Genomic DNA, 25,744 nt, shown 5'->3' on the forward strand with positions numbered 1-25,744 from the left:
CGCCTGATAAATTACGATTAAGATTACTTATTTCGTAGCGATAGGATTAGCTGCTACAGTCTTCCATAATTCAACCAATTCACTGTTCCATTTCTCAGCAGTAGCGCCATCTTTACCAGAAGCGATATCATCGATTGGTCCATACATTGTTTTCTTGAAGTCTAAATCTGGAAGTTTTGTTGCATCATATGCAGCATAGTTTCCGATAACTGGTTTTACAGTTTCGTCTTTATAAACGCTGAATAAATCCTTCAACTGCTGGTCTTCGATCAAATCTTGAGAACCTTTGACTGGAGATACCACGTTGTATTTAGCGAAAATCTTAGCGCCTTCTTCAGAATATAAGAATTTAATGAATGCTTTTGCATCATCAGGGTTTGCAGCTTTTGCAGGTACCCAAACTTGTTCTGTAAATGTAGAAACAACTCTTTGTCCATCTTTTTCAAATGCAGGTAGAGGCATTACTCCCCAGTGGAAGTCTTTTGGTGTAGTTTCTTTCATTTCATTTACGATCCAAGATCCGTTAGGCATAAACAATGCTTTACCATCGATCATAGCTTGTTGATTCTTTGTAAATCCTTTGTCAACGTTAGCGTTTGCTACAGTATCAGCATATAGATAACCGTTTTTCTTATCGACTAATTTAGCAATTGTATCAGTAATTTTCTTACCATTTTCAGAATCCCAAGTTCCTTCTGCATATTTCAATGCATTTGTGAAGTATTCTTCATTTCCTGCTTGATATAACATTCCCATGATCGTCATGTCGAAGTATCCTTTTACTGGATAAGTAAACAATGTCGTACCATTTTCTTTTGCCTTATCACCTAATGCAAACATGTCATCCCAAGTTGTAGGCATTGCATATTTCTTTCCTTCACCAATCAGTTCTGTATTATAGTACAAACCAGCTGGAGTATACATGATTGGTGCTACATAGCTCTTTCCATCTCCGAAGTATTGAGCAACTGCGTCAACATATTGAGTATCCAAGTTACCGCTTACTTCTTTCATAACATCACTGATATCCAAAACTTCACCGGAATTCAATTGAGTTTCTGTAAATGCTGTAGCTTGACCAAGATTGTAGTAAACAACATCAGAATACGTACCTGAAGCATTTTCTTTATTTAATACTGCAGGAAGATCCTGTTCAAAGCGAAGTTCAACAACAACATCTGAATTTGCTTTTTCAAAAGCTTCCTTCATGTCTTTCCAAACTTCTTCGCCATTACCACCACTAAATGCGTCAAATTTCAAGATACGTTTTCCATCAGCGTTTGTCGGAACTTCTTTCTTTCCGTCGTCGCCACCTTTGCTACCGCAACCTGCGACTAGCGTTGCCAGCACTAATGCTGAGCATCCTACTTTCAATAATTTTTTCATAATCTCAAATTTCCTCCTCGTGGATTATGCTTTCCATGTCTACATTATAGTAAAATGTAACCGCTTTTGCTATACATAATATTGTTTAGGATTTTATATATATTGCTAAAAAATCAAAAAAATTTATAAAACTAAAATTTTATTCTATATGTATGACATATTTATACATATCCTTGTCTTTCCATGTTATAATAAAACTTAGGAATGTCACTGATTGGTCATAAATCAGCCTTCTTATTTTAGATGATTACGTTTACAAATTCAAGTAAAAAATATAAAAAAAGGAATTGGAGTGGATAAAGATGAAACAGAAGCCAAATATATTATTATTAATGTGTGATCAATTTCGTGGGGATTGTCTTTCCTTTGTAGGTCATCCAGATGTCAAAACGCCTTATCTGGATTCCCTTGCGGCAGATGGAATTTGTTTTACAAATGCATATAGTGCTACGCCAAGCTGTATACCCGCAAGAGCAGCATTATTGACCGGTCGCAGTCAAAGAGGCCATGGACGTGTTGGATATGAGGATCATGTCACATGGGATTATGATCATTATATGGCTGAAGAATTTAATCAAGCAGATTATCATACCCAATGTATTGGTAAGATGCATGTCCATCCACCTCGTCTTCTATGTGGGTTTCAAGGTCTAAAGCTTCACGATGGATACCTAGGTTGTTATCGTGATCAAAACATTCCACATTGGATGCATCAAGAGGTCAGTGATGATTATTTATTTGATTTACAAAATACCTATGATCGATTTGCTGATTTTAATGCTACCGGCGCAGAATGCAATTCTTGGGTTACCCATCCTTGGATTTATGAGGAACGCCTGCATCCTACCAATTGGGTCGCAGACCAAAGCATTCGTTATTTAAAAACAAGAGATCATACAAAACCTTTCTTCCTGATGTCAAGCTTTGTCAGACCACATCAACCATTAGATCCGCCTCAAAGCTACTATGATATGTATAAAGATAAAGATCTTCGAAAACCGGTAAGTGGTGATTGGGATGATATAGAAAAAACAAAACAATATGGCTTAATAACTGATTCTATCTATGGATGTAGTGATGAAACAATGCGTCATGATGCCATGGCAGGTTATTATGGCTCTATCTCTCATGTTGATCATCAGATTGGAAGGATCATAACCACGCTTCGTGAAGAAGGCGTCTATGATGATACCATCATCGTCTTTGTTTCCGATCATGGTGAAATGTTATTTGATCATAGCTTATGGCGAAAGGTCTTTCCATATGAAGGTAGTACTCATATCCCATTTATCATGCATATCGGTAAACATGTGGCGGATATTCTTCCACATAAAGTCAATGGTATTGCCGAATTGAGAGATGTCATGCCTTCACTATTAGATTTATGTGATCTTACGATACCGGAAAGTGTAGATGGGATTTCTTTAAAAGAAAATATCCTAACGAATCAACAAGCCATTAGAACATATCTTCATGGTGAACATAGCTTTCACAGCTCTCTTTCCAATCATTATATCGTTACCGAAACAGATAAATATATCTGGTATAGCGAAACAGGGAAACAACAATACTTTGATTTAGTCAAAGATCCAACAGAAACACATAATGCCATTCATGAGGAAGCATACCAACAGCGTATTGCTGAATTACGTCAATATCTGATCGATGAATTAAAGGATCGTGAAGAAGGTTATAGTGATGGTACACAATTGATTATAGGTAAAACACCGCAACAAATGATCAAACATCCTAAATAGAAAAAGACTCAACGTTTCATAGTTGAGTCTTTTTCTTCATCATGATTTCATCGTATACCATTTGATTTCAGATTCCTCTAACGTTACTTCAAAACGTTCAGTATCTGTATAAATGATCGTATGTTGTGGTTCATAGGTATTGTTTACGACACAATAGCTTTGCGTATTTGGATATACATTGACTTCTACATTACAATTTTCACTATACCATTGCTTCATTTCATTCTCTTTTCCTGCCGCATAAAACAAACAACGATACAACAATCTTGCGTTCTCAAAATTGAATGGGAGTCCACTTAAATAAATACTTCTTCCTTGCCCATAAGAATGACACGCAAATTGGATATTATGATCATCATCCTTTAATACGATCGTATCATCTAATGCATATACGTTTTTTATCTGTTCGCCAAAGAATGGATGATGTAATTCCTCATTTAGGAAATGATGCTGTTCTTTCCAATTGTATTTATCGCTAGATAATGAAAAGCCCAGTTCCTTATCAACACCTAGCACATCATATAATTGATAAAAATGACCTTCCTTTTGATATGCACTAGGATCACCTACACCAATAAAGCCGCCACCTTCATAAACAAATTTTCGAATCGTAGCTACAATTCGTGGATCATCCCAATATGCTCCACCACTATATGACGTATAAGCATCTCCGGCATTGATGATGACCCCGGCATCATCCAAACAATGCTCATTTTCCAAGATATCATCGAAACTGATGAATTGTACTTCAAATGGCATTCCGCTTAATGCCTCTAAGATTCCTGAATAACTATAAATCTCTTTATACCATAAGGCATGTGCCACCATGTGAGTACCCCAGCTTCTTACTTTTCCCCAGCTATTCAGTATGGTCACCTTAAATGGCACTACATAAGGCTTTGCCCCATGAACATGATCATATAATTCTCTAAATTCTTCACACACCGACGTGATATAGGATACAAAATCAGGAAACTTTAATGCCAACTTCAAATATCCTCCATAACCGATACGATCCAATGGAGAACGTAAGATAGCTCGTCTTGCTGTCACCCAATTTTCCTTCGCTTCCTTGATAGGGTTTCCTCCCTCATGAAATACATCAGGAAAGAAGTAAGGTAAAAATCTACCTTCTGTATATGTTACACCCGGGATATCACTGATAAGTCGTAATGTTGTACCATTTCCTACAGAGCCTACAACAGCATCAATTCCCAGATCCTTGAAATACGGGCCAAATGGTTCTGTACCGATCCAATGATCTCCTAAGAACATCATAGCTTCTTTCCCAGCTTCATGTGTGATATCCACTAACTTCTTCACTAATTTTGCGACCTCACGCATTTGAAAATTCATAAAGTCTTTGTATTGTTTGGATGGCACACGAAATGTAGCATTATGATATCCTTGATCGATGATATACTCAGGACGGAAAGGATATCCAACCTCTTTTTCAAATTGTTCAAGGATATAAGGCGATACACTTGCACTATAGCCAAACCAATCCACGAACTTTTCTTTTGCTTGCTCATTAAACATCAAAGTAAATTGATGAAAAAAAGTAGTAAAACGTACAACATCTACTTCCGGATGTTCCTTCAGCCAACGCTTTAGCTTTTCGATCACATATGCTTGTGTTTCCGGCTGTCGCACATCATAAGTCATCTGATGCTCTTCTTGTTTCCAATCATTGGTCAATGCATTGTACATATGTACTGGATCCCAAATCACAAAAGCTAAAAAAGAAACAGTATATGCATGAAAAGGTATGCAGTTATATACAATGACTTCCTTTGTATCTTCTTGATATTCCCAATTTTTTGAATCTACGATTTCCCCACTGGTACGATCAATGACTTCCCACCATCGTTTCAAATCATCTAATGTATTCACTTTTAATTGTTTATCATAATAATGCTTCATGATAGAAATATGTAAGGTCTTTTCTCTTGCGGTAGTTGGATCACTCATCAGATACATTTGTTGGATCTGAGATGGATGTGCCATTGCCCAAGCATTATCCTTTCGTGTTGTATAATAGGTAGCATATTGCTTGATATCCAAATCGCTAAATTCTTTTGGCATATTGGTACCATCACAATCTCTGATTGCATCAGCCCCCCATGTATCGATAATTCTTAAAGTATCCTCAATGACATCCACATCTGTTGGTATGGTGACTCTTCCTTTCGTCATCTTTTTTCCTCCTATTTCCTTCCTTATGTCATCATTTTATGAAAAAGTGAAAGCGTTGTCAAATTTGTTTTATCCTAGAAAATCCGCTATTTTGGCAAGATTTCTAAAAAATATTAGGATAAAGAATGATAAACTTCAACTTTCAGAAAGAAAATACCGCAATTTTTATAAATATTGCCAACTTTTATTTTTTAACAATATACTTGTATCTCAGAGATGAATTCGTTATAATGAGTTTAGGTGATATCAATGAGCATAAAGCGCTATCAATTTAGAGAACGACACGAATTAGAAAAAATGAATTTCCATCTTTTATATATATCGACTTCTTTATATGAAAAAGATTGGCATAGTACACCACATGCACATCATTGTACGGAGTTATTTTATGTACTTCGTGGGAAAGGAAGTTTTTTGGCAAATGATCAAACCTTTGATATCAAAGAAGATGATTTGATCATCGTCAATCCTAACGTCATGCATACAGAGATGAGTAAAAATGAGGAACCTTTAGAATATATCGTACTAGGTATCGAAGGATTACAGTTTACCACGATGGGAAAACAAGGAGAAATGGATGATTTCAGTGTGCATAATTATTATGATTATAAGCATGAGATCTTATTTTATCTGAAAACTTTGCTTCAAGAGATGGAACGAGAAGATGAGGATTATGAAATCGTATGTCAAAATCTACTTGAGGTTTTGATCATCAACATGGTAAGAAGAACAAAAGCTAATATGATCGTTGCTCCAAGTCAAAAGATCACAAAAGAATGTAGGTTTATCGAACAATATATCAATCATCATTTTACTGAAGAAATCACATTGGAACTTCTGAGTGAAAAAAGCTATATGAATAAATATTATTTGGTTCATGCCTTTAAACAATATAAAGGTGTTTCACCCATCAGTTATCTCATTAGTAAACGAATCGAATCAGCTAAGGAGCTATTGGAAACAACCAATTATTCCATTGCGCAGATTGCGGACTGCTCTGGTTTTTCTTCGCAATCCTATTTCTCCCAAGTATTTAAAAAAGCGACTAATATGTCGCCAAATGAATATCGCAAAATGCGTGAAGACAAAGAACCTGCTTCTTAACAGGTTCTTTTTATTTGTTTAATTTAAAACTATCTGTTTCCTTTAGAATATTGGTTGCATAACTGTGGATCTGCTTACTTTCTCTTCTGGCATTTTTTCTGGCAAGACCAATCAATCGATCACATAAGGAAGAAAAACTGATGCCACTGGCTTCCCATAAATAAAAGGATAGCGATCCTGGAATGGTATTGATCTCATTCACATAAATATCATTGGTATCCTCATCGATTAAAAAGTCAATTCTAGAAACGCCTCTTGCCTGAAGGATATCAAAGGTCATTTTCGCATAACGTTTGATTTCTTCCTTTGTTTCATCATCCACAGGTGCCGGTAAGATACGTGAAGTCGATGCCATCCCTTTGGCTCCATTGCTGGCTTGATATTTGTTTTGATAAGAAAGAATTGCATCTGTTTTATTGACTTCCTCTAATTCACTGGTAATGGAAGATTCCTCATCTCCAAGTACAGAACAATTGATTTCTTTCATATGCGTCAATAGCTTTTCTACGACCACCTTATGATCATATTGGAACGCCTCAATCAAGGCTTTATGAAGTTGGGTATCATCTTCAGCTGTTTGTATACCAACGCTACTTCCAAGGTTGGCAGGCTTAATGATCAATGGATATCCTAGTCGTTTGGCTTTCGCAAAAAATGCTTCATCAAGTTTCTGATATAGAGTCACTTGAAACCAAGGTGTGATAGGAATTCCCTCTTCCTGTAAAAGCTGTTTCATAATAACCTTATCCTGACCGATGCCGGCAGCAAGTACATCACTTCCTACAAAAGGAACACGTAGTGTCTTACAATATCCTTGAAAACATCCGTCCTCACCATAAGTGCCATGTAATACCGGAAAAACCATATCAAATTCTATTTCTCTGCGAAAAAAATGATGATGAGATGGTATCAAATACATTCGTTCTTCTCTACGAATCATCGATACCTCTGAAAATGTTGCTTGCAGTTCGTCTAGATCTTGATAAACTGCCAAGTCTTTCAAACAATCATCACTATACATTCTTCCATCCTTTGCAATATATAAGGGGATAATTTCATATTTATCCTGATCCAATGCCCCCATAACTTGCATTGCTGATAGAATGCTGATTTCATGTTCTACAGACTCTCCTCCAAATGCAACTACAACGTTTAGTTTCATATGACCTTCCTTTCCACTCTCAAGGTTAGTATATGCGCCTAGGATCATTTTGGTTAATGAGAAAAGGCATCAGGAAGATCGTTTTCCAACAATACGACATCTCCATTTTTGACAATGTGCTTCAATGTATCCAAAGCAGTGGTAAAATCCTTGCAGACAAAGAGATGTGATTCCTCAAATCCTTGTTCGAGTAACCCTTCCTTAATTTTCTTTGTTTGCTTGATCCCAACCAATATGACATCATCCACACACTCTGCCATTTCTTTACCAAAATCTTTGTTTGCTTGATCCTCAATGGCACCAAGCTCAATCATTCCCGGTGTTACGATAATGGTACGTTCCTTCATTTGTTTTAAAACTTGACATGCATAATGAGCACCTTGTGGGTTTGCATTATAGGCATCATCGATCAAGGTATACGGTTGTGTTGAAACGATTTGTAAACGATGCTTGATAAAAGGCACCAAAAGAATCCGTTGCTTTAATACCTCAAACGATACACCAAGTTCATGAGTTACAGCAATTGCGGCACATAAATTATAGACATTATGTTCACCTAGTAAACAAGTAGTGAAATCATAATGATGCTCTTTATATTGTATCGTGAAGTTGGTACCTGTTGCGTTGGGCTGAATATTCACAATACGATAATCTGATATCGGATCCTTACCAAACCATACCATACGACACGAACAAGCCAAAGGATGAGATCGAATATAGGAATTATCTGCATTCAAAAAGCCGATTCCACCAGCCGGTAATTCTTCGATCATATACATCTTTTCTCTCACTATGTTATCCATGGAATGAAAGGTCGATAAATGTTGTGGACCAATGGCCGTCACGATACCGATCTGTGGTTTAACAAAATGCATAAGGGAAAGAATTTCTCCTACATGATCTGCGCCCATTTCACATAAAAACAGTTGATGAAGACCCTTGAGCGAATTACGTATCGTTAATGTAATTCCCATTTTATTATTAAAGCTCTTCGGTGTCATCAAGGTATCGAATTCATCCGATAACAATGTATATAAGATCGTTTTTACCGATGTTTTTCCATAACTTCCAGTGATACCAATGATGGTAAGATCATTTCTTTTTTTCAAAATTTCCTTTGCATCTTCTACATAGTAGCGTTGAATCATCTCTTCTAACGGTGATATAAGCAACATACTAAGGATCAATTCAAAAAAAGGTAACCAGAAAAACCAAGGTGTTAGATAAACCCACAACGTTTCTGATAATCGACACATGATGCAGGCGAATATCAAATACAAAAGGATACGGACCAGCAATAAGCGTTTGACTCTATGGGTCAACTTTAATGGCAATCGATAATGGATTTCTCTATCTAATTTATAAGCTAAATAAGCTACCACTGCCATTGCCAAAAGGATAACTTCCTTTTGATATGCCTTATCTAATATCAAAGTAACATACATCAAACATAAAAGAAGGGTAATCACGACCGTTTTTTTCTGAAACCAATTCATCTTTAACCAGTGGATATAACGATCCATATGATAATGGTTCTGTTGCAAGATCATCGTACTGTATTTTATCATGACAAAGGAATAACAAAGAAGAATGAACCAATCAATACCTATTTCACGCATCTAAAAATGCATCCACAATGCGTAAGAAACGAAAGCTTTGATGAAAATACGCAAAGTGATCCTCCTTTTCCAAAACGACTAATGCAGCATTCTTCATTTCCTTTTCCATCATTTTTCCCATCCATAATGGTGTTTGCGTATCCTTTTCTCCCCAAACCAATAAGGTTTCAACATCAATGAGATGTAATTGATCACTGATATCCTCATTGACTGCTTGTACCAGCACTCCACGCATGATGGGTGAAGCACTTTGATAATCACTACTACCTAGATTTGCCTTCAACTTCATCTTTTTCAAAAGCTTATACGTATATACCCTAACATAATAATCCCAAGTATAGTGCTTACGTATACCTGCCGCTCCGGTTAAGATCATCTTTTCTACCGGATAGCTTAGTACATAGCGAAAAGCGATACGAGCGCCAAAAGAATGCGCAATAAGGATCGGTTTTTGTATACCGGCATCACTTGCCAAAGTATGGACACAATCCGCATATTCTTGTAAGGTCCAAGCATGTGATGGTTCTTCGCTTTCTCCAAAACCCGGTAGATCCAGATTCATGACACGATAGTGTTTTGCGAAATGATCTTGTATAAATTTCATCATATAAGCATTTTGACCCCACCCATGCAGAAGGATCATGCCTTGACCTTCACCTGAAAAGGTACAGTTGATGATTTGATTATGATATACTGCCATTTGATTCCCTCCTGTCTTTACTACTATATGACAGGATCTTCCTTTTTTAGACCTAAAATAAGCAGTCAGTCTATTTTAGAGCTGCTGCTTACATTTTCTTATTAGAATTTGGTTTTCTTTTTCAAGACAGTAATTGCCACATAATGAAGCACATCGAAGTTTTCCGGTGCGATCGCATCCAGCATAGCTCTATGCTCTTCATCAAAACGTATGATATCTACTTCACTTAAGGAAGCATCTACTCCTCGACAGGATTTGATTCTGCCATTCCAACGATCTTTCGTAAAAGGAACCCTCAAATCAAATACTTCTTCGTGTTCCTTTTCAAAATAATGATCATAGACTTGGGGTATCTCAATTGCATGACGAACTTCCTTACAGCCTGTCCATTGAGGATGATAGGATAAAATCAAGTCTTCGCTCATTCCCGCAATCTTATCCTCAAAAGGAAGCCATGCCATATACAAGATTGCAAATCTACCATTCTCATTTAATACTTCAGAAAGTATCTTAGCCAAGATATCATGATCAAAATAAGTGAAACATTGACATGCTAAAACCGTATCAAAAGAATGATGTAAGGAATCTATTTTTTCTGCAGGCATACAGAAAAACGGAATATCCATCCCTGCTTTTTTTGCCAATTCTTTCGCATATGCAATTTGTTGGCTAGCGTTATCAATGCCAATAAACTTTGCTTTTGTATCATAGAGATTTCTTGGTAATACTCCTGTTCCCGTACCGATATCCAATACATGCATATCCTTATCACATAAATGAAGATCTATCAATTTCTGATAAAATTCATCAGGATAAATATCTCTATATTTTGCGTAATCCACAGAAGCCTTATCCCAATCAAAACCTATGCCATGATCAATATGTGGTTTCTTTATCATAATAGTACCATCCTCTCTTTTCTTTTATTATTTTCGTTATTTTATCATATAAAAATGATATTGTCATTGAAAAAAACAGACAATGATGTCTGCTTTTTAACGACCTTTTTTCGTTTGTTGTATAGGTTTGGTGATACGGAAGATGACTCCTTCTGCGGTATTTTCTCCGCAAACCTCATAATGATTGGCCGCTACGACCTTAGCAACGATCGATAAACCTAAGCCGAATTTTCCACCCTGGCCCTTCTCATATGGCTTAAATAACACCTTAATGCGATCCTCATCCATACAAGGTCCATCATTGGCAATGGTCAATCCATCCTCTTCATTTAAATGGATTTCAATTTTTGTTTTGGCGTAACGAAGCGCATTTTCCACGATATTTTCTACGGCAACACGCCATGGTTCGGCAAGCCCATCAAACCAAACCTCTCCAAGATCAGTCACAAATTCAATTTCCGGCTTAATGACTTTATTAGCTTGAACGACCTTCTCTACAATTTCCTTCATATCTGAAGAAATTCCTTCAACATCCTGAGAAATCAAATATTCTACACGATTCATAAACAATAAAGAATGAACCTTGCTTTCTAAACGATCTGCATTTTCAATGATCACATCCACACTTTTTTCCAGAGTATCATAAGGATAAATACCATCCTTGATACTTTCTCCATAAGACTTGATCGTCGCAATTGGCGTTTTCAGGTCATGTGAGATGTTATGGATCATATCTTCTTTCGTTTTTTCTTGCTTTCTCAATTCCTCTCGCATACTGATCAACGCTTCCGCAAGCTCTCCGATCTCATCCTTACGGTTCATATGCAATTCTGCATCTTTCCCTTGTTTGACCTTTTCGATATAATTTCTAATCTGATTTAAAGGATGAATCAAGGTAATCACCCACATCATTAGAATGATGAAGAAGAACCCTACCACGATCACAGTAATATAAATGACACTATTAACCAAAGCGTCTTTATATTTATCTACACTTTTATCTACACGTCTTGATACCAGATAAGTATCATCATCTACCTTACTGATGTAATAATAGGAATCATAGGATGTCGATGCTTTGGGATAAAACCCCATGATACTTGCTTCCTTATTCTTTTCCATGATCATGATGTTTTTTTGAATCTGTGCCCACTCATCTACACTGGCTCCGATATCTGATGTATAATAAAAGGCTTGTTTATCATCACTATAAATTAGCATTGTTGTTTTTACATCATTAAATTCAGGATATAGAATCTTACCATTGATGACTTCCCTTGATTCCGCACTAGCCTCTTGACTGGTTTTCACTGTATCAAAGACCATATCACGGAACACCTTATCTACATTACCATTTAAATATACGAAGAAAAACAACGCAAAGAATGTAACAAAACAAAAAATTAACGCAAACAGCTGCTGAGTTAAAGATAACTGTTTTATGAATTCATTAAACCTTCTCATATCATCCTAACCTGTAGCCGAAGCCGTAGATGGTATGAATGTTCAGATTCGGTAGTTTTTTACGTAAACGACGTAGGGTATCATCCACGACACGATCACTTCCGAAATAGTTTTCTTCCCATACACTGGTTAAGATTTTATCTCGATTAAATGCCATTCCTTTATTTTTGATAAACAACATTAATAAATCAAACTCTTTTGTGGTCAAATCAATTTCATTTCCATGATCGAACACCTTACGTTGTTCTTCATCTAATTCATAACCGTCTACCATGATACGATTATTTTCTTCCTTATACACTCGCTTCATTACATTGTTGACACGAAGCACCATTTCTTTTGGCGAAAACGGTTTTGTAATATAATCATCACTACCCTTTTCCAAACCAATGATACGATCAAATTCTTTATCTCTCGCTGACATGAAGATAACCGGAATATCTTTTCCTTGTAATCGAATTTCTTCGATCAAGTCAAAACCACTCTTATCATCTAACATGATATCTAAGATCCAAAGATGCACATCATCGTCACTCACATGTGCACTTGCTTCTTCATATGTATAATAACTTCTTACCTCATAGCCTTCCTTTTTCAAATATTGGGCTACCAGATCATTGATTGCCTTTTCATCTTCTACAACACAAATTACTTTTTTCACAGAAATCACCTCTTACTTACTATTTTAGACTAAATTATGTGAAAAAAAAAGGACTTTTCCACATCCTGTTGTTTTTTCTGAAATTTCCTTTGCTTTACCCATGCTTCTCACATAATTGTAATGATTCTGGTGCTAAATCAAAGAAAAGGCAGATAAAATGAAATGTTTCCTTTATCTGCCTTATATTTACTAAAGTCCCTTTTCACGAATGAAATCAATGATACGGTTTACGTATGTTTCACATAGCTCATCTGTCTTTGCTTCTACCATGACACGTACCAATGGCTCTGTACCACTTGGTCTTACTAAGATTCTTCCTTCATCACCAAGTTCATCTGCAACGCAATCAATCGCTGCTTTTAATTCAGCATCTTCCATTGCCTTATGCTTATCTTGTACCGGTGTATTGATCAATAGCTGAGGATAGATAAATAGATCCTCACTCAACTCTTTTAAAGATTTCTTAGTTGCTACCATGATTTCCAAAAGCTTTAAGGCTGTCATCAATCCATCTCCGGTATTTTCATGTTCATTGAAGATGATATGACCGCTTTGCTCCCCACCGATGGAGTAATCATGCTCCTTCATACATTCAAAGACATATTTATCTCCGACAGCAGTTTGTTCGAATTTGATTCCTTTTGCAGTCAATGCATGATATAATCCAAGATTACTCATTACGGTCGTAACAACGACATCTTCATGAAGAATGCCTTGATCATGCATGAAACAACCACAAATGTACATGATATGATCTCCATCGATCAGATTTCCATCCTCATCTACGGCAATCAAACGATCGGCATCACCATCAAAAGCAAACCCAACATGGTAATCCCCTTCTCTCATCATACGCTGTAATTCTTCCGGATGCGTAGAACCGCATTTGGTATTGATATTGATACCATTTGGAGAGGAATGAATGACCTCTACGGTTGCTCCCAATGCGGAAAGTGTTTCTGCTGCACAACTTGTAGCACTTCCATTTGCCAGATCCAAAGCGATGTTCATTCCATTCAAATCGATATCTACAACAGATTTCAGCCAAGATTCATAAAGCTCTAAACCTTCATCCCAAGCAATGACATGACCGATCTTTTCATCTTTTGCGATATCGATTTCAGCTTCTCCGTCAATATAAGCTTCCACTTGTACTTCAATTTCAGGATTCATTTTACATCCATCACCATTAAATAACTTAATTCCATTATCATGGAATGGATTGTGACTTGCACTTACCATGATTCCACAATCGAATTGTTCCTTTTGTATCAAATAAGATACGCTTGGTGTAGGACAAACGCCTAATAGATAGACAACAGCTCCAGTGCTCGTTGCACCGGCTGCCAATCCCATTTCAAACATGTCACTACTTAATCGAGTATCCTTTCCGATCAAAATCTTCGCATGGCGTTCTTTTCCATAATACCATCCTAGATACTGGCCGATTTTAACTGCCATCGCTAATGTTAATGTTTCATTTGCACGTCCTCTTGCGCCATCTGTACCAAAATATTTTCCCATATGTGTATTCTATTCCTTTCCTCTATTTATTTGCAGTACCGCTAACCTGAACGGTTACCGTTGCATGCTTCAATTCATAGGTTGCCAGCTTATTCTTTCCTTCCACTGTCAACGAGATATCCTTATAGGTGCCTTCTTGCTCGATCTTGCTGACATCAACATAAATGCTGATATCATCTTTACCAATTTCATCAATTACCTTTTGAGCACCCTTAACGGTTACCTCACTTGTTGCATTCGAAGTATCATCTGCAACTACTTTATAAGTTAATCCGTCAATACCATTCTTCACTGTAATCGGTACATCCTTGACTGTCTTTTCTTTCGCATCTGCCAACTTAATATTGATATTGACTACACTAAAGCTTGTTTTAGAAACACCATTCATCAATGGCACCGGCATATTGATTTCTCGATTAGAAGTCAATGTACTAGCCGGTATTGTAATCGGCAAGGAATCGATCATATCTAAGATCTCCTGCTTACCAAACAGAGTTACCGTATCATGATCCAATGTATAAGATTCAATCGCTTTATCATTTGGCACGATACCTGTAGGAACAAGTTCTATTTTGACATCCTTACTAGGTTTGGTTACTTTTACACTTGCCTTCACCGTACTAGGCATGATATTCACATTCTCTATTTTATCTCCGTTGGCATCATATGCAAAAATCTTTGCAGTTTGTTCAAAATCCTCTGTGGTATCTTTATCCACCACGATCAATGCTTTTACATAAGCAATCTTATCTAAAGTATCCTTGCTAGCACGAACAAATACTTCACCTTTCTCTAAGACCTGTTCACTTAAATCATACGTATTGTCCATAGAGCTTTTATTCACAAAATCATATCCGGGTGAGAAACGTCGAATACTGGTTTTCTTTATGGTAACAACAGCTGTAGAAGGATTTAATTTGATTTCCACTCTATTTGGCGCATTCTCTACCTCAAGGGTCACATTATGTGTTCCTTCGGTTAATCCGGTCAAATCAGCGATTACCTTGATATTTTGCTGTTGCTTTAAATTTTTGATATCACTGATATCACCGACTGCAGACACTTGAACATTCTCAGGAAGACCGCTTACCTCAAATAATTGAGAACTTGTTCTTGCTTCTACATGAAAATTATCACCTAAATCTTTATTGATCTTATCCGTTTCCAATAAAGCCTGTCCACCGGACATTGCGATATAAAAGAACATTGCAAGCACAAGAGCTACAAGCTTACCATGCTTTTGATTGAATAACAGTTTATCCAACCAACCGCTTAACCAACGAAAAAATCTTGCTATCTGATTCTCTACATTGGCATACGTTTTCGCAAAATTCTGACTTTTTTCCGCAATCGCCTTCGCAAGCTCTGTTTTTCCTTCTGAGCTTAGCTGTGTTTTTTTCTTTTTCTTAGCCATGCTTATTTCCTCCCTTCATTTGAATCTTTTGGGGAAGATTCCACACGTTCATCATCATAGATGATTTCTTCGGCTTGAATCACATCATCCATGATTTCTTCAGTATGTTTCTTTTTTCGGGTCTTTTTCTTTGGCTTTTCTTCCTCTGTTTTGGAAGGTTCTTCTTTTTTCTTTTTTGGACGTCCACGTTTCTTAGGCTTTTCTTCCACAATTTCTTTTGGTTCCTCACTTATTGCCTGAACTTCCTTGGTATCTACTTGTTTATCCTCTTTTTTATCATCATCCTTCAAAGCATCCACAACGATGGTTTCGAATAATTGATCAAGAGGTGCATCCTCTTGCGTCTGCATCAGATCCTCAATGCCAAGCTTTTCGATTTCATTATCTACAATGACATCATCACTTTGCAAGACATCCACAGGATCATCTTTCTTTGTTTTGGAATACTTATTCTCTTGTATATCCTTGGTTTTGTTCGCACGCTTTTTCCCTTTGAAATAATGGGAGAATACACCCGGCTTTTTACCATTGTTTGCTTCCATGGATTCTTTTAATGCTTCCTTCTCCAGATCTAGCTTATCTTCTTTTTCCTTGCCCGGTTGTTTTTGACAAACGATCATCATCAAGAATTCATGCAAATGACTTGGAGATATGACAGATAGTTTTCCACCCTGTGCAACTGAAATGTTTCCTGTTTCCTCACTCACGATGATGGTCACAGAGTCCGTTATTTCACTGATTCCCACAGCAGCTCGATGTCTTGCACCATAGCTTGTAGGAAGCTCTCTTGTCGTCGGTGGGAAATAAGCAGCCGCACAAGCAATTTTTACTCCCTGTATGATGACAGCACCATCATGAAGTGGTGTCCCATATTGAAATATTGAACACAACAATTCACTGGAAACAACAGAATTCATTGGTGTTCCGGTTTTGATATAATCACTTAAAGAATGTCCTTGTTCCAAAGAAATCAATGCTCCGGTCTTTGTCTTAGACATTTCCGTACAAGCCTTTACCAGCTCCTCCACCAAGTTTTCTCTTTCATTATATGTTAATGTTGAGATTCGGGAGAATACATTCGTCTTTCCTATCTTTTCCAATATATTTCGAATTTCCGGTTGGAATATGATAATGATCGCAATGATACCCCAGTTCATGATTGCCCCAGTTATGGTTTCTATGGTATGAAGACCAAGGAAAGATGCCAGCCATTGTACAATAACAATAACCAAAATCCCCTTAAAAATCTGAATGGTCCTAGAATTATTTTTCACAATTTTTAAAAGATAATAAAGCAATATCCACACACAGCCAATATCCACCAGCTGTTTCAGGATCGTTAATAAGTTGCTAAGTGTCAGATACTTGAACATAAAAACACTCCTCTCGCTAGATTATTATACCATAAACAGTAGCTATATACCTATAGTTTTTCAATACAAAAAGACATGCTGATGAAAGACATGTCACATAAAATCTTGAATTGCTGATGCAATATCCGGATAGACACTTTGTGCTACATCAAGGATATCTTGTTGGGCATGTGCTACTGCCAACCCATGAAATTCCTCTAGCATAGGAATATCATTAAAAGAATCCCCTATCGCATAAATATCATCATGTTGAAGATCATAATAGCTTTCGATCACATAAAGACCCTCTGCCTTGGAAACACCTTCAGGCACGATATCTACGCAATTGACATTTGGATAAGCAACCACATACCCCTTAAACTGAGAATTGATGTAGGTGCTAATTTCATGGGCTAACATCTGATCATTCAAAGAAATGACCAACTGTGCGATCTTACCACGATCCAATACCTCTTCCTCATTGGTGACTTCTTGCATATCCCCATATTTATGATCGATTTGATTTTCATCTACACGAACTTTATAACGATGATATCCATCATTGATCACAAAGGAAACACAATCCAACGTTTTGATATAAGCAATGATATCCAAAGCTCGATTGAAATCCATATAAAGACATTGAAGCTTTTCTAGCTTTCCATCATAGACAACACCGCCATTGTTCGCTATGATAAAATCAAATTCAAATTGATTTAGTTCTATTTCCTTTTTTATAGACTCCATACTTCTACCTGTTACCAGTCCAAACATATTTCCTGCTTTACGAAATGCATGAATCGCTTCTATATCTTTACGATCCACTGTTTTTGAGGTACGCAAGGTACCATCATAATCACTTGCCAATACTTTCATACCATAAACCCTCCAACTACATTCATTTTACCAACTTTCAAACAAATTACAAGAAAATGTATAACTTTTTATTCCCTGTCCCATACTAGAGTCAGGAGGTGTTAGAAATGGCACGTAAAAAATACCGCCCAGGAATGAACTGCGAAAAAACTGGTAAATATGCTTGTTATGACGCAGACGGCAAAGAAATGTATAACGACATTGACGTCGAAGAGGGCAGACGTTTCCCTCCTTCTCAAGAAGAAGGCTGCTACTACGAAGAACAGTAGTCCAATTTAGAGAAAATAAAAAATCCTGCTTATCAATGATGGTGCTGCAGGGTTTTTTATTTTTTATCTAAAAGACGATAGATTGCTCTACCATTTCTTACACCCATTTGTAAGATCTTCACAATTTCTGTATCCTGTTGGATCAGTTTGACCAAACAATATTTATCCTTTAATAATTTTTCAGCCATCGGCTTACTGACTTCTTTACCGATATCCTTAAAAAAACGATCATCCTTCCAAATCGCAAACTTACACCCATTACGATAATTCACACAACCAAAGCCTTTGCTATGTTCTACGATTTTATTACCACAAACAGGACATACTCCAATAGCTTCTCGATCATCATCGATCGGCACCTCACCTCCTGCCTTTAAATTAGACAGATTTTCTTTTAAATGAGGCGTAAACGCATCTAATACACTTTGTACCAAGGTAGATACATCAGCATTTCCTTCCTTGATATCCTCTTGTATCACCCACCACTTAGCAGTCAGATCAGCTTTTTTTATTTCCTCAGGCAATAGATGATAAAAATCTTTTCCAAGCTGTGTAGAAATGATATTTTTTCCTTTCATTTCCACATAGCCACGTTTGATCAATGTTTCTACGATCTGACTCCTTGTTGCACTGGTTCCGATGGAACCATTCTCCCCTTTTTTATCTTTATCCTTTTTCTTCAAGATTTCCTTAATTTCTTTATCTTCCACATATTTGGCGATGCTCGTCATATCTTTGATCAAAGATGCTTGTGTATAGCGCTTTGGAGGATTGGTTTGTTTTTCTAACACATTGGCATCATGCAAGGTAATCGGATACTCTCCCTTAGGAAGATCAAATTTACCGGCATCCTGATCCTCTGTTTCTTCCTTTTCTTGCTTGAAATATTGCTTATATCCTTCTTCTAATACAAAGGTGCTCGTCGCTTTAAGATCCCCATACGAACAAGGTATGACAGCACTTACTTGACGTTTTTTGATTGGTGGCAAAAACTGCATCAGATAACGATGACATATTTCCTCATATACTTTACGTTCATCAGGCAACAATGCCTCTATACGAAAATCTGACATGGTCGGTATGATCGCATGATGTGCTGTAACAAATTTATCATTAAAGCATTCGGAATGAATCTGATAATCTACAGGATATGTTTCATTTAGCTTTTGCATGACATGAGGCAATACTTTATCAGCCTCTTGAAAATGCTCTTCCTTTAAATATTGAGAATCACTTCGATTATAAGTAATTGCTTGATATTTATCACGTAAGGTCTGTGTGATTGCATCTGTTTTACTAAGATCAAAGCCATATTTGGTATTCATATGCGCTTGTAATTTCGCTAAATTAAATGGTAAGGGTGGTTTGATATCCACAAGTTTTTCATCAACCTTAACCTTACGCTGAGGCTGTTCCATGATATCATCCGCCATTTCCTGCATCACCTTTTGAGAAAGGATATGTTTTCCATCATCCAAAAGATCGTTTTTTGGCTTTAATGAAAAGTGAATATTTGTTTCAGGATCTTTTACATCACCTTGTATCTCCATCTCATAGTATTTTTGCTTTTTGTGATGGTCGATCAATTCATCTCTTGTCACGATCAATCCAAGCGTAGGACTTTGTACCCTACCAACACTCATACCTTTCCTACGTAATGCCAAAGAATAAAGTCTGGAATAATTAATACCGACTACATAATCCGCAACTGCCCTAGCGTATGCACTTTTTCCAACTGCTCTTAAACGTTCATCGTTATCTATCAAGTCATGGAAAGCCTTTTTGATATTAGCCGGTGTATTATCATTGATATAAACTCGTTTTACCGGCTTATCATTTTTTGCATAATCTAAAATCTCATCAATCAGAAACTGTCCTTCATCATCAGGGTCACCTGCATGAATGATCTGATCACATTCCTTCATCAAAGCAACGATCTGTTCTACTCGCTCCTTTTTTGAACCATCAGGTACTAGCTTCCATTGATCAAAACATATTGGAAGATCTTCTTTTCGCCATTGTTTATATTTTTTATCATATTCATCAGGCTCAGCCAAACGCAACAAATGCCCATATGCCCATGTAATGACCACATTCTTTTTTTCGATCACACCTCTTACTTCTTTATCTGGCCCATCGATTGCTTTGGCAATGGCTCTACCTAATTCCGGCTTTTCCGCTATGATCAATGACTTCATGAAGTTCCTCCTTTTCACATGTTTTTTAATTATAACACAATTTAAAACACCTGCGCAAAAAAACAAAGCAACCAGATCCTTTCCCTTGCTTAGCTTTTCATGTAACTTTTCCTATGTATGTGAATATCAAAAAAAGCACAGGATCTTAAGTAAAACCCTGTACTTTCTTTATTATTTTACAATCAAACGAACTGATTTGATGCCATCCTGAGCTGCCAATTTATCCAACAGTTCCTGACTGATCTCATCATTTGTTTCCAAAATGGTATAAGCATAATCTTTTTTTGCTTTGTTTGCCATATTTTCAATGTTAATACCAACATTCGCAAGTTTTGTTGTCATTTCACCAACCATGTTTGGTATATTTTTATTGATGATACAAATACGATATTTTGCTTCCTGAGCCATCTGAATATCCGGCATATTAACAGAATGAGTAATATTACCGTTCTCTAAATAGTCACGAATTTCATTTGCCGCCATAACAGCACAATTATCTTCACTTTCAGGAGTAGATGCTCCAAGATGAGGCACACCTATGACATTATCAAATGCCAATAATTCTTTTGTAGGGAAATCTGTAACATAACATCCAACCTTACCAGATGCAAGTGCTTTTGCCATTGCTTCTTCATCGACCAAACCACCACGTGCAAAGTTTAAGATACGTACGCCATCCTTCATTAAATCAAATGCCTCAGCTCCTACAATGTTTTTTGTAGCTTCCATATAAGGAACATGTACTGTAATGTAATCACATTCTTCAAAGATCGTTTTCAAATCTTTTGCATGATTGATTCTTGCCTTTAATGTCCAAGCTGCCTGAACAGAAATATATGGGTCATAACCGTAAACTTCCATATCCATTGCGGCTGCCGCATTTGCTACCTGAACACCAATTGCGCCTAACCCGATGACACCAAGCTTTTTGCCTGCGATTTCAGGTCCCACAAAATTACTTTTTCCTTTTTCGATCACTTTGCTGATATCATCTTCTTCCAAAGATCTTACCCAATTGATACCTTGTGCAATCTTTCTTCCGGAAAGAATCAAAGAAGCAATAACCAACTCCTTAACGGCATTGGCATTGGCACCTGGTGTATTAAATACAACGATTCCCTCTTCAGCACAACGATCCAAAGGAATATTATTGACACCAGCACCAGCTCTGGCAATACATTTCAAATCTTTCGCAAACGTTACATCATGTAACTTTGCACTACGTACCATGATTGCATCATAGTTATCAAAATCTTCGCTACATTCATAGTCTGCATTAAATTGATCTAAACCAATTTGTGCGATTTTATTAAATAATTTTATCTTCATAAAATATTAGCTCTCCCTTTTTTATTTGTTCTCTGCTTCAAATTTCTTCATGAAATCTATTAATTTTTCAACACCCTCTACCGGCATAGCATTGTAAATAGAAGCACGCATACCACCAACAGCACGATGTCCTTTCAAATTGCTCATACCTGCAGCTGCACTTTCTTTCGCAAATTTTGCGTCTAGTTCAGCATTAGGTGAACGGAATGTAACATTCATCATAGAACGATCTGCTTTATTTGCAGTTGTAGTATAGAAATCAGAACCATCTAAATAATCATACAGCATTGCTGCTTTCTTTCTGTTCTTTTCCTGCATTACTTCTACTCCGCCCATGTTTTCGATCCATTCCAAAACAAGTCCTAGAATATAGATTGCATAAGTTGGAGGTGTATTGTACATAGAATCTTTATCAGCTAATGTTTTATAATCTAATAAGACAGGAGTATTTTCTTTTGCATTTCCCATCAGATCCTCACGTACGATACCAACAGTTAAACCAGCACAGCCCATGTTTTTCTGTGCACCTGCGAAAATGATACCAAACTTAGATACATCAATCGGTTTACTTAAGATATCACTGGACATATCAGCTACGATCGGTACGTTTCCTGTTTCAGGCACATATTGCCATTCAGTACCATAAATCGTATTGTTTGCGCAAAGATAAACATAATCAGCATCTGCATTTAATGTCAGATCCTGCTGAGCGGGAATATACGTATAATCTTTATCCTTGCTAGTTGCAGCAACACTAATATCTCCATATTTACATGCTTCTTTATAAGCTTTGTCCGCAAAATAACCAGTCACGATATAATCAGCTTTTCCCTTGTTCAATAAGTTCAAAGGTACCATTGAGAATTGCATGGTTCCTCCTCCTTGCATGAACAATACTTTATAGTTGTCAGGTATATTCAAAATGCGGCGTAATCTTGCCTGCGTATTTGTAATGATTTCATCATATGCTTTGGAACGATGACTCATCTCCATGACCGACATTCCACTACCCTCATAGTTTAACATCTGCGATTGTGCTTTCTGTAATACCTCCAGTGGCAGCATGGATGGTCCTGCTGAAAAATTGAAAATTCTGTTTTCGGCCATAAATATCGGCACCTTCCTTTCTTCTTAACATCATATGTTAGTGATTTCAATTATAGCACAAATGAAATAAAATGAAAGAGTCTTTGAAAAGTTTTGTAATAAAAATGGAAGAAGTTTTCTTAATGTAGACAATTCAAAGTCATTTGTTCACAAAACAAGAACACAACATTCTTTTCCTTTTTCTATTTCCATGATATACTATTGGAAAAAGGAGTTTTATCTATGCTAGACTATCGTTTATATACGTTTCTTACCTTATCAAAAACATTAAATTATACGAAAGCCGCCGATATTTTATGCATCACGCAGCCTGCAGTATCCCAACATATCCGTTATTTAGAAACTACGTATCAAGTTAAGCTCTTTGAACATCAAGGAAAAAATTTAACTTTAACAAGACAGGGTGAATACCTTGCGAACTGTTTACATACCATGGCATCTGATGAAAAAAGGATCATGGAGACCATGCAGAATATCCATGAAGTCAAACATTTGAAATTCGGTGCTACCTTGACCATAGGTGAATATATCTTACCTGAGAAGATCCATACCTTTTTAAAAACCCACCCTAATACCAATATGACCATGATCGTGGAAAACACCGCAAACCTTTTGGAAATGCTAGAAGCAGGTGATATTAGTTTTGCAATCGTAGAGGGATACTTTCCTTCTCATCGATATGTACATAAATCAATCAGCACACAGCCTTATGTTGCTTTAAAAGGCTCTAATTATCAAACAAAACAGGAAATCCGGTGTCTAAAAGATCTACTATCAGAACGCTTGATCATAAGAGAAGAAGGCAGTGGCACAAGAGAAATTTTAGAACGTATATTAAAGGAAAACAACCTTACCATCAAAGACTTTTCTAACGCCATTGAAATTGGTAACATGAATGCTATTAAATATCTTGTTCAAGAAAACATGGGCATTACCTTCCTTTATGAAGCTGCAGTAGAAGATGAATTAAAAAAAGGAACCATGCAGAGGATTCCTTTAAATGATTTTCACATTCAACGTGAATTCACTTTTATTACCTTAAAAGACACGATTTTTATGGATGAATATGAAGAATTTCTATCTAGTTTATTATAAGCGAGCAATCGCTTTTTTTAAAACACGATTTGTATCAAAAACATATAGAGCAATGTTCCACAAATAATAGAAATCATATTATTTCGTTTCCAAACATGCAATATCACAACGACACCAACACTAATCAATTCGGGTATTCCATATGGCCATATTAAAAAAGTAGTATTTCTTAAACAATAGATTACAAGACAAAGCATGATCGCCATAGGCAATACTTTACCCAAATATACGATTTTTTCTGGTAACTCTGCTGTGTTTTTAAATATCAAAAAAGGAAGAGCTCTTGTTAAAAAGGTTACAGCTGCAACAACGGCAATGATCGCTATACTTTCATGTATACTTATCATAACTGTTTCTCCTTTCTCTCAACAGGTTTTTGTAATATGACCAATAAAATAACAAGAAAAATCAAAGCTGGCAGTAAGAAGTTACTCAAGCCAAAAATAACTGCACTCATCACAATACAGACAATCGCAATATACACTGGTAAATGATTGCTTGTCGCAAGCCATTGTTCCACAAAGATCACAGTAAATAATGCTGTCATCGCAAAATCAATTCCTGTCGAATCAAATTTCAAAACACTTCCCAATAATGCCCCTAAAACAGAACCGACGATCCAGTATAATTGATCAAATAAGGAAATACAAAACATTAACTGTTTTCCATGAGGTTTTTCTTTATCCGGTATTGCACATAATAAAGAATATGTTTCATCTGTTAAAGAAAAAATCATATACCATTTTTTCTTTCCCATGGTTTGAAATTCTTTTAAGAAGGAAATCCCATAAAAAATTTGTCTTGCGTTCACACTCAACGTAACTAGAAATGCCTCTATCAAAGAAAATGCTGCGTGAAAAAAAGTTAGCAATACAAATTGCATGCTTCCTGCGTATACACAAGTACTCATTAACAATGCCCATATCCATGAATATCCTTGATTTTGACATAGTAAACCAAAAGCAAATCCTAAAAAGACATATCCAACCATGACCGGAAAGGATAAACGGATAGCTTCTTTTATCACTTGCTTCACTTAAATCCCCTCTTTCTTTTGATTGTTAACATTGTAGTAGATATTTGTACTTTTGGCAATATGCTAGTTTTTCATTTTTGTATTGACAAGTGGGACTTTATCATGATATATTATTGGAGCAATAAACATGGGGTTTTAGCTCAGCTGGGAGAGCACCTGCCTTGCACGCAGGGGGTCATCGGTTCGATCCCGATAAGCTCCACCATATTAAAATTAGATTCCGATATAAATTATCGGAATTTTTTCTACTATAACTATATACAAAAAAAAGTCTTAACGAAATGTTAAGATTTTTTAAACAGTTACACGAATAAGGAAGCCTGAACCTGCTACTTTAGGCTGAGGTTTTGTATCACCTGCAAAAACGCATACAGCAAAAAGCATTAAACCACAAGCTCCAGCAATCATCAATTTTTTCATTTATTTTTTCTCTCATTCATCATGAGAAATCATATGCATATCATTTCTGACAGGTATATAATAATAAATCCGTCACATATTCTCAATATTTCTGAGTCCAATTACGTTTAAATTGTAAATCATCATTTTATCACTTAAAATCAAAAAAATCATCAACTCTTTATAGTAGTTTTATA

Annotated in this window: 22 protein-coding genes and 1 tRNA gene; 5 read left to right on the forward strand and 18 right to left on the reverse strand. The window is 36.4% G+C overall.

Annotated features, from left to right (window positions below; translation table 11 throughout):
• Nucleotides 1–27: 27 nt before the first annotated feature.
• Complete coding sequence (locus UGRO018_RS10420) at nt 28–1,386, reverse strand: carbohydrate ABC transporter substrate-binding protein (protein WP_416326423.1); 1,359 nt, start codon at nt 1,384–1,386, stop codon at nt 28–30.
• Nucleotides 1,387–1,688: 302 nt separating this feature from the next.
• Between UGRO018_RS10420 and UGRO018_RS10425 the strand changes: the two genes are divergently transcribed.
• On the forward strand, nt 1,689–3,143 hold the full coding sequence (locus tag UGRO018_RS10425) for an arylsulfatase (RefSeq protein WP_416326424.1): 1,455 nt from the start codon (nt 1,689–1,691) through the stop codon (nt 3,141–3,143).
• Nucleotides 3,144–3,182: 39 nt separating this feature from the next.
• On the opposite strand, the gene gnpA is transcribed toward UGRO018_RS10425, so the two are convergent.
• Entirely contained in the window at nt 3,183–5,339 is a 2,157-nt protein-coding gene (gnpA, locus tag UGRO018_RS10430; protein WP_416326425.1) for a 1,3-beta-galactosyl-N-acetylhexosamine phosphorylase, read from the reverse strand.
• Between the two features lie 249 nt (nt 5,340–5,588).
• Here gnpA and UGRO018_RS10435 point away from each other — a divergent pair, with 249 nt between their 5' ends.
• Nucleotides 5,589–6,443 carry an AraC family transcriptional regulator gene (locus UGRO018_RS10435; RefSeq protein ID WP_416326426.1) on the forward strand — a complete coding sequence of 285 codons (855 nt, stop codon included), beginning with the start codon at nt 5,589–5,591 and terminating at the stop codon, nt 6,441–6,443.
• Nucleotides 6,444–6,453: 10 nt separating this feature from the next.
• Here the strand turns inward: UGRO018_RS10435 and UGRO018_RS10440 are convergent, their stop codons facing one another.
• From UGRO018_RS10440 to UGRO018_RS10485, 10 genes are all read right to left on the reverse strand, one after another.
• Nucleotides 6,454–7,605, reverse strand: coding sequence for a D-alanine--D-alanine ligase family protein (locus UGRO018_RS10440; RefSeq protein ID WP_416326427.1), 1,152 nt, complete (start codon nt 7,603–7,605; stop codon nt 6,454–6,456).
• Between the two features lie 53 nt (nt 7,606–7,658).
• Nucleotides 7,659–9,224, reverse strand: coding sequence for a UDP-N-acetylmuramoyl-tripeptide--D-alanyl-D-alanine ligase (locus UGRO018_RS10445; protein WP_416326428.1), 1,566 nt, complete (start codon nt 9,222–9,224; stop codon nt 7,659–7,661).
• Nucleotides 9,217–9,924 carry an alpha/beta fold hydrolase gene (locus UGRO018_RS10450; protein WP_416326429.1) on the reverse strand — a complete coding sequence of 236 codons (708 nt, stop codon included), beginning with the start codon at nt 9,922–9,924 and terminating at the stop codon, nt 9,217–9,219. The genes UGRO018_RS10445 and UGRO018_RS10450 overlap by 8 nt, the downstream gene beginning before the upstream one ends.
• Before the next feature lie 101 nt (nt 9,925–10,025).
• The gene (locus UGRO018_RS10455) at nt 10,026–10,823 is read right to left on the reverse strand and encodes a class I SAM-dependent methyltransferase (RefSeq protein WP_416326430.1); all 798 of its coding nucleotides are present in this window, start codon (nt 10,821–10,823) and stop codon (nt 10,026–10,028) included.
• Nucleotides 10,824–10,919: 96 nt separating this feature from the next.
• Entirely contained in the window at nt 10,920–12,287 is a 1,368-nt protein-coding gene (locus tag UGRO018_RS10460) for a HAMP domain-containing sensor histidine kinase (protein ID WP_416326431.1), read from the reverse strand.
• Nucleotide 12,288: 1 nt separating this feature from the next.
• The gene (locus UGRO018_RS10465; RefSeq protein ID WP_416326432.1) at nt 12,289–12,948 is read right to left on the reverse strand and encodes a response regulator transcription factor; all 660 of its coding nucleotides are present in this window, start codon (nt 12,946–12,948) and stop codon (nt 12,289–12,291) included.
• Nucleotides 12,949–13,137: 189 nt separating this feature from the next.
• Entirely contained in the window at nt 13,138–14,472 is a 1,335-nt protein-coding gene (glmM, locus tag UGRO018_RS10470; protein WP_416326433.1) for a phosphoglucosamine mutase, read from the reverse strand.
• Between the two features lie 22 nt (nt 14,473–14,494).
• Nucleotides 14,495–15,886 carry a CdaR family protein gene (locus UGRO018_RS10475; protein ID WP_416326434.1) on the reverse strand — a complete coding sequence of 464 codons (1,392 nt, stop codon included), beginning with the start codon at nt 15,884–15,886 and terminating at the stop codon, nt 14,495–14,497.
• 2 nt (nt 15,887–15,888) lie between these two features.
• Nucleotides 15,889–17,259, reverse strand: coding sequence for a diadenylate cyclase CdaA (gene cdaA, locus UGRO018_RS10480; protein ID WP_416326435.1), 1,371 nt, complete (start codon nt 17,257–17,259; stop codon nt 15,889–15,891).
• A gap of 93 nt (nt 17,260–17,352) precedes the next feature.
• Nucleotides 17,353–18,114 carry an HAD-IIB family hydrolase gene (locus tag UGRO018_RS10485; protein WP_416326436.1) on the reverse strand — a complete coding sequence of 254 codons (762 nt, stop codon included), beginning with the start codon at nt 18,112–18,114 and terminating at the stop codon, nt 17,353–17,355.
• A 107-nt stretch (nt 18,115–18,221) separates the two neighbouring features.
• On the opposite strand from UGRO018_RS10485, the gene UGRO018_RS10490 reads away from it, so the two are divergent.
• On the forward strand, nt 18,222–18,383 hold the full coding sequence (locus UGRO018_RS10490) for a hypothetical protein (RefSeq protein ID WP_416326437.1): 162 nt from the start codon (nt 18,222–18,224) through the stop codon (nt 18,381–18,383).
• Nucleotides 18,384–18,439: 56 nt separating this feature from the next.
• Here the strand turns inward: UGRO018_RS10490 and UGRO018_RS10495 are convergent, their stop codons facing one another.
• From UGRO018_RS10495 to serC, 3 genes are all read right to left on the reverse strand, one after another.
• Nucleotides 18,440–20,581: a DNA topoisomerase gene (locus UGRO018_RS10495; RefSeq protein WP_416326438.1), complete on the reverse strand. Its 2,142-nt coding sequence runs from the start codon at nt 20,579–20,581 to the stop codon at nt 18,440–18,442.
• A 171-nt stretch (nt 20,582–20,752) separates the two neighbouring features.
• Nucleotides 20,753–21,910 (reverse strand): 3-phosphoglycerate dehydrogenase family protein, encoded by a 1,158-nt coding sequence (locus tag UGRO018_RS10500; protein ID WP_416326439.1) that lies wholly within the window; start codon nt 21,908–21,910, stop codon nt 20,753–20,755.
• Nucleotides 21,911–21,931: 21 nt separating this feature from the next.
• Nucleotides 21,932–23,017, reverse strand: coding sequence for a 3-phosphoserine/phosphohydroxythreonine transaminase (gene serC, locus UGRO018_RS10505; RefSeq protein ID WP_416326440.1), 1,086 nt, complete (start codon nt 23,015–23,017; stop codon nt 21,932–21,934).
• A 222-nt stretch (nt 23,018–23,239) separates the two neighbouring features.
• Between serC and UGRO018_RS10510 the strand changes: the two genes are divergently transcribed.
• Nucleotides 23,240–24,112, forward strand: coding sequence for a LysR family transcriptional regulator (locus tag UGRO018_RS10510; RefSeq protein WP_416326441.1), 873 nt, complete (start codon nt 23,240–23,242; stop codon nt 24,110–24,112).
• Nucleotides 24,113–24,129: 17 nt separating this feature from the next.
• Here the strand turns inward: UGRO018_RS10510 and UGRO018_RS10515 are convergent, their stop codons facing one another.
• Nucleotides 24,130–24,459: a branched-chain amino acid transporter permease gene (locus tag UGRO018_RS10515; protein WP_416326442.1), complete on the reverse strand. Its 330-nt coding sequence runs from the start codon at nt 24,457–24,459 to the stop codon at nt 24,130–24,132.
• Entirely contained in the window at nt 24,456–25,148 is a 693-nt protein-coding gene (locus UGRO018_RS10520) for an AzlC family ABC transporter permease (protein ID WP_463667558.1), read from the reverse strand. Before UGRO018_RS10520 ends, UGRO018_RS10515 begins: the two co-directional genes overlap by 4 nt.
• 129 nt (nt 25,149–25,277) lie before the next feature.
• Here UGRO018_RS10520 and UGRO018_RS10525 point away from each other — a divergent pair.
• Nucleotides 25,278–25,353: transfer RNA gene (locus UGRO018_RS10525), tRNA-Ala, on the forward strand.
• 89 nt (nt 25,354–25,442) lie between these two features.
• On the opposite strand, the gene UGRO018_RS10530 is transcribed toward UGRO018_RS10525, so the two are convergent.
• Entirely contained in the window at nt 25,443–25,568 is a 126-nt protein-coding gene (locus tag UGRO018_RS10530) for a hypothetical protein (protein WP_416326443.1), read from the reverse strand.
• Nucleotides 25,569–25,744: the final 176 nt, after the last annotated feature.

This window comes from Hoskinsella mucinilytica (assembly GCF_045223415.1).
Classification (GTDB): Bacteria; Bacillota_I; Bacilli_A; order Erysipelotrichales; family Erysipelotrichaceae; genus Hoskinsella; species Hoskinsella mucinilytica.

Bases quoted from the DNA above. Each gene is read 5' to 3' on its own strand.
- UGRO018_RS10530 (WP_416326443.1), bottom strand. From the start codon at position 25,568: ATGAAAAAATTGATGATTGCTGGAGCTTGTGGTTTAATGCTTTTTGCT.
- UGRO018_RS10500 (WP_416326439.1), bottom strand. From the start codon at position 21,910: ATGAAGATAAAATTATTTAATAAAATCGCACAAATTGGTTTAGATCAA.
- serC (WP_416326440.1), bottom strand. From the start codon at position 23,017: ATGGCCGAAAACAGAATTTTCAATTTTTCAGCAGGACCATCCATGCTG.
- gnpA (WP_416326425.1), bottom strand. From the start codon at position 5,339: ATGACGAAAGGAAGAGTCACCATACCAACAGATGTGGATGTCATTGAG.
- UGRO018_RS10510 (WP_416326441.1), top strand. From the start codon at position 23,240: ATGCTAGACTATCGTTTATATACGTTTCTTACCTTATCAAAAACATTA.
- UGRO018_RS10495 (WP_416326438.1), bottom strand. From the start codon at position 20,581: ATGAAGTCATTGATCATAGCGGAAAAGCCGGAATTAGGTAGAGCCATT.
- UGRO018_RS10450 (WP_416326429.1), bottom strand. From the start codon at position 9,924: ATGGCAGTATATCATAATCAAATCATCAACTGTACCTTTTCAGGTGAA.
- UGRO018_RS10490 (WP_416326437.1), top strand. From the start codon at position 18,222: ATGGCACGTAAAAAATACCGCCCAGGAATGAACTGCGAAAAAACTGGT.
- UGRO018_RS10455 (WP_416326430.1), bottom strand. From the start codon at position 10,823: ATGATAAAGAAACCACATATTGATCATGGCATAGGTTTTGATTGGGAT.
- cdaA (WP_416326435.1), bottom strand. From the start codon at position 17,259: ATGTTCAAGTATCTGACACTTAGCAACTTATTAACGATCCTGAAACAG.
- UGRO018_RS10460 (WP_416326431.1), bottom strand. From the start codon at position 12,287: ATGAGAAGGTTTAATGAATTCATAAAACAGTTATCTTTAACTCAGCAG.
- UGRO018_RS10425 (WP_416326424.1), top strand. From the start codon at position 1,689: ATGAAACAGAAGCCAAATATATTATTATTAATGTGTGATCAATTTCGT.
- UGRO018_RS10445 (WP_416326428.1), bottom strand. From the start codon at position 9,224: ATGCGTGAAATAGGTATTGATTGGTTCATTCTTCTTTGTTATTCCTTT.
- UGRO018_RS10435 (WP_416326426.1), top strand. From the start codon at position 5,589: ATGAGCATAAAGCGCTATCAATTTAGAGAACGACACGAATTAGAAAAA.
- UGRO018_RS10485 (WP_416326436.1), bottom strand. From the start codon at position 18,114: ATGAAAGTATTGGCAAGTGATTATGATGGTACCTTGCGTACCTCAAAA.
- UGRO018_RS10515 (WP_416326442.1), bottom strand. From the start codon at position 24,459: ATGATAAGTATACATGAAAGTATAGCGATCATTGCCGTTGTTGCAGCT.
- UGRO018_RS10475 (WP_416326434.1), bottom strand. From the start codon at position 15,886: ATGGCTAAGAAAAAGAAAAAAACACAGCTAAGCTCAGAAGGAAAAACA.
- UGRO018_RS10420 (WP_416326423.1), bottom strand. From the start codon at position 1,386: ATGAAAAAATTATTGAAAGTAGGATGCTCAGCATTAGTGCTGGCAACG.
- glmM (WP_416326433.1), bottom strand. From the start codon at position 14,472: ATGGGAAAATATTTTGGTACAGATGGCGCAAGAGGACGTGCAAATGAA.
- UGRO018_RS10440 (WP_416326427.1), bottom strand. From the start codon at position 7,605: ATGAAACTAAACGTTGTAGTTGCATTTGGAGGAGAGTCTGTAGAACAT.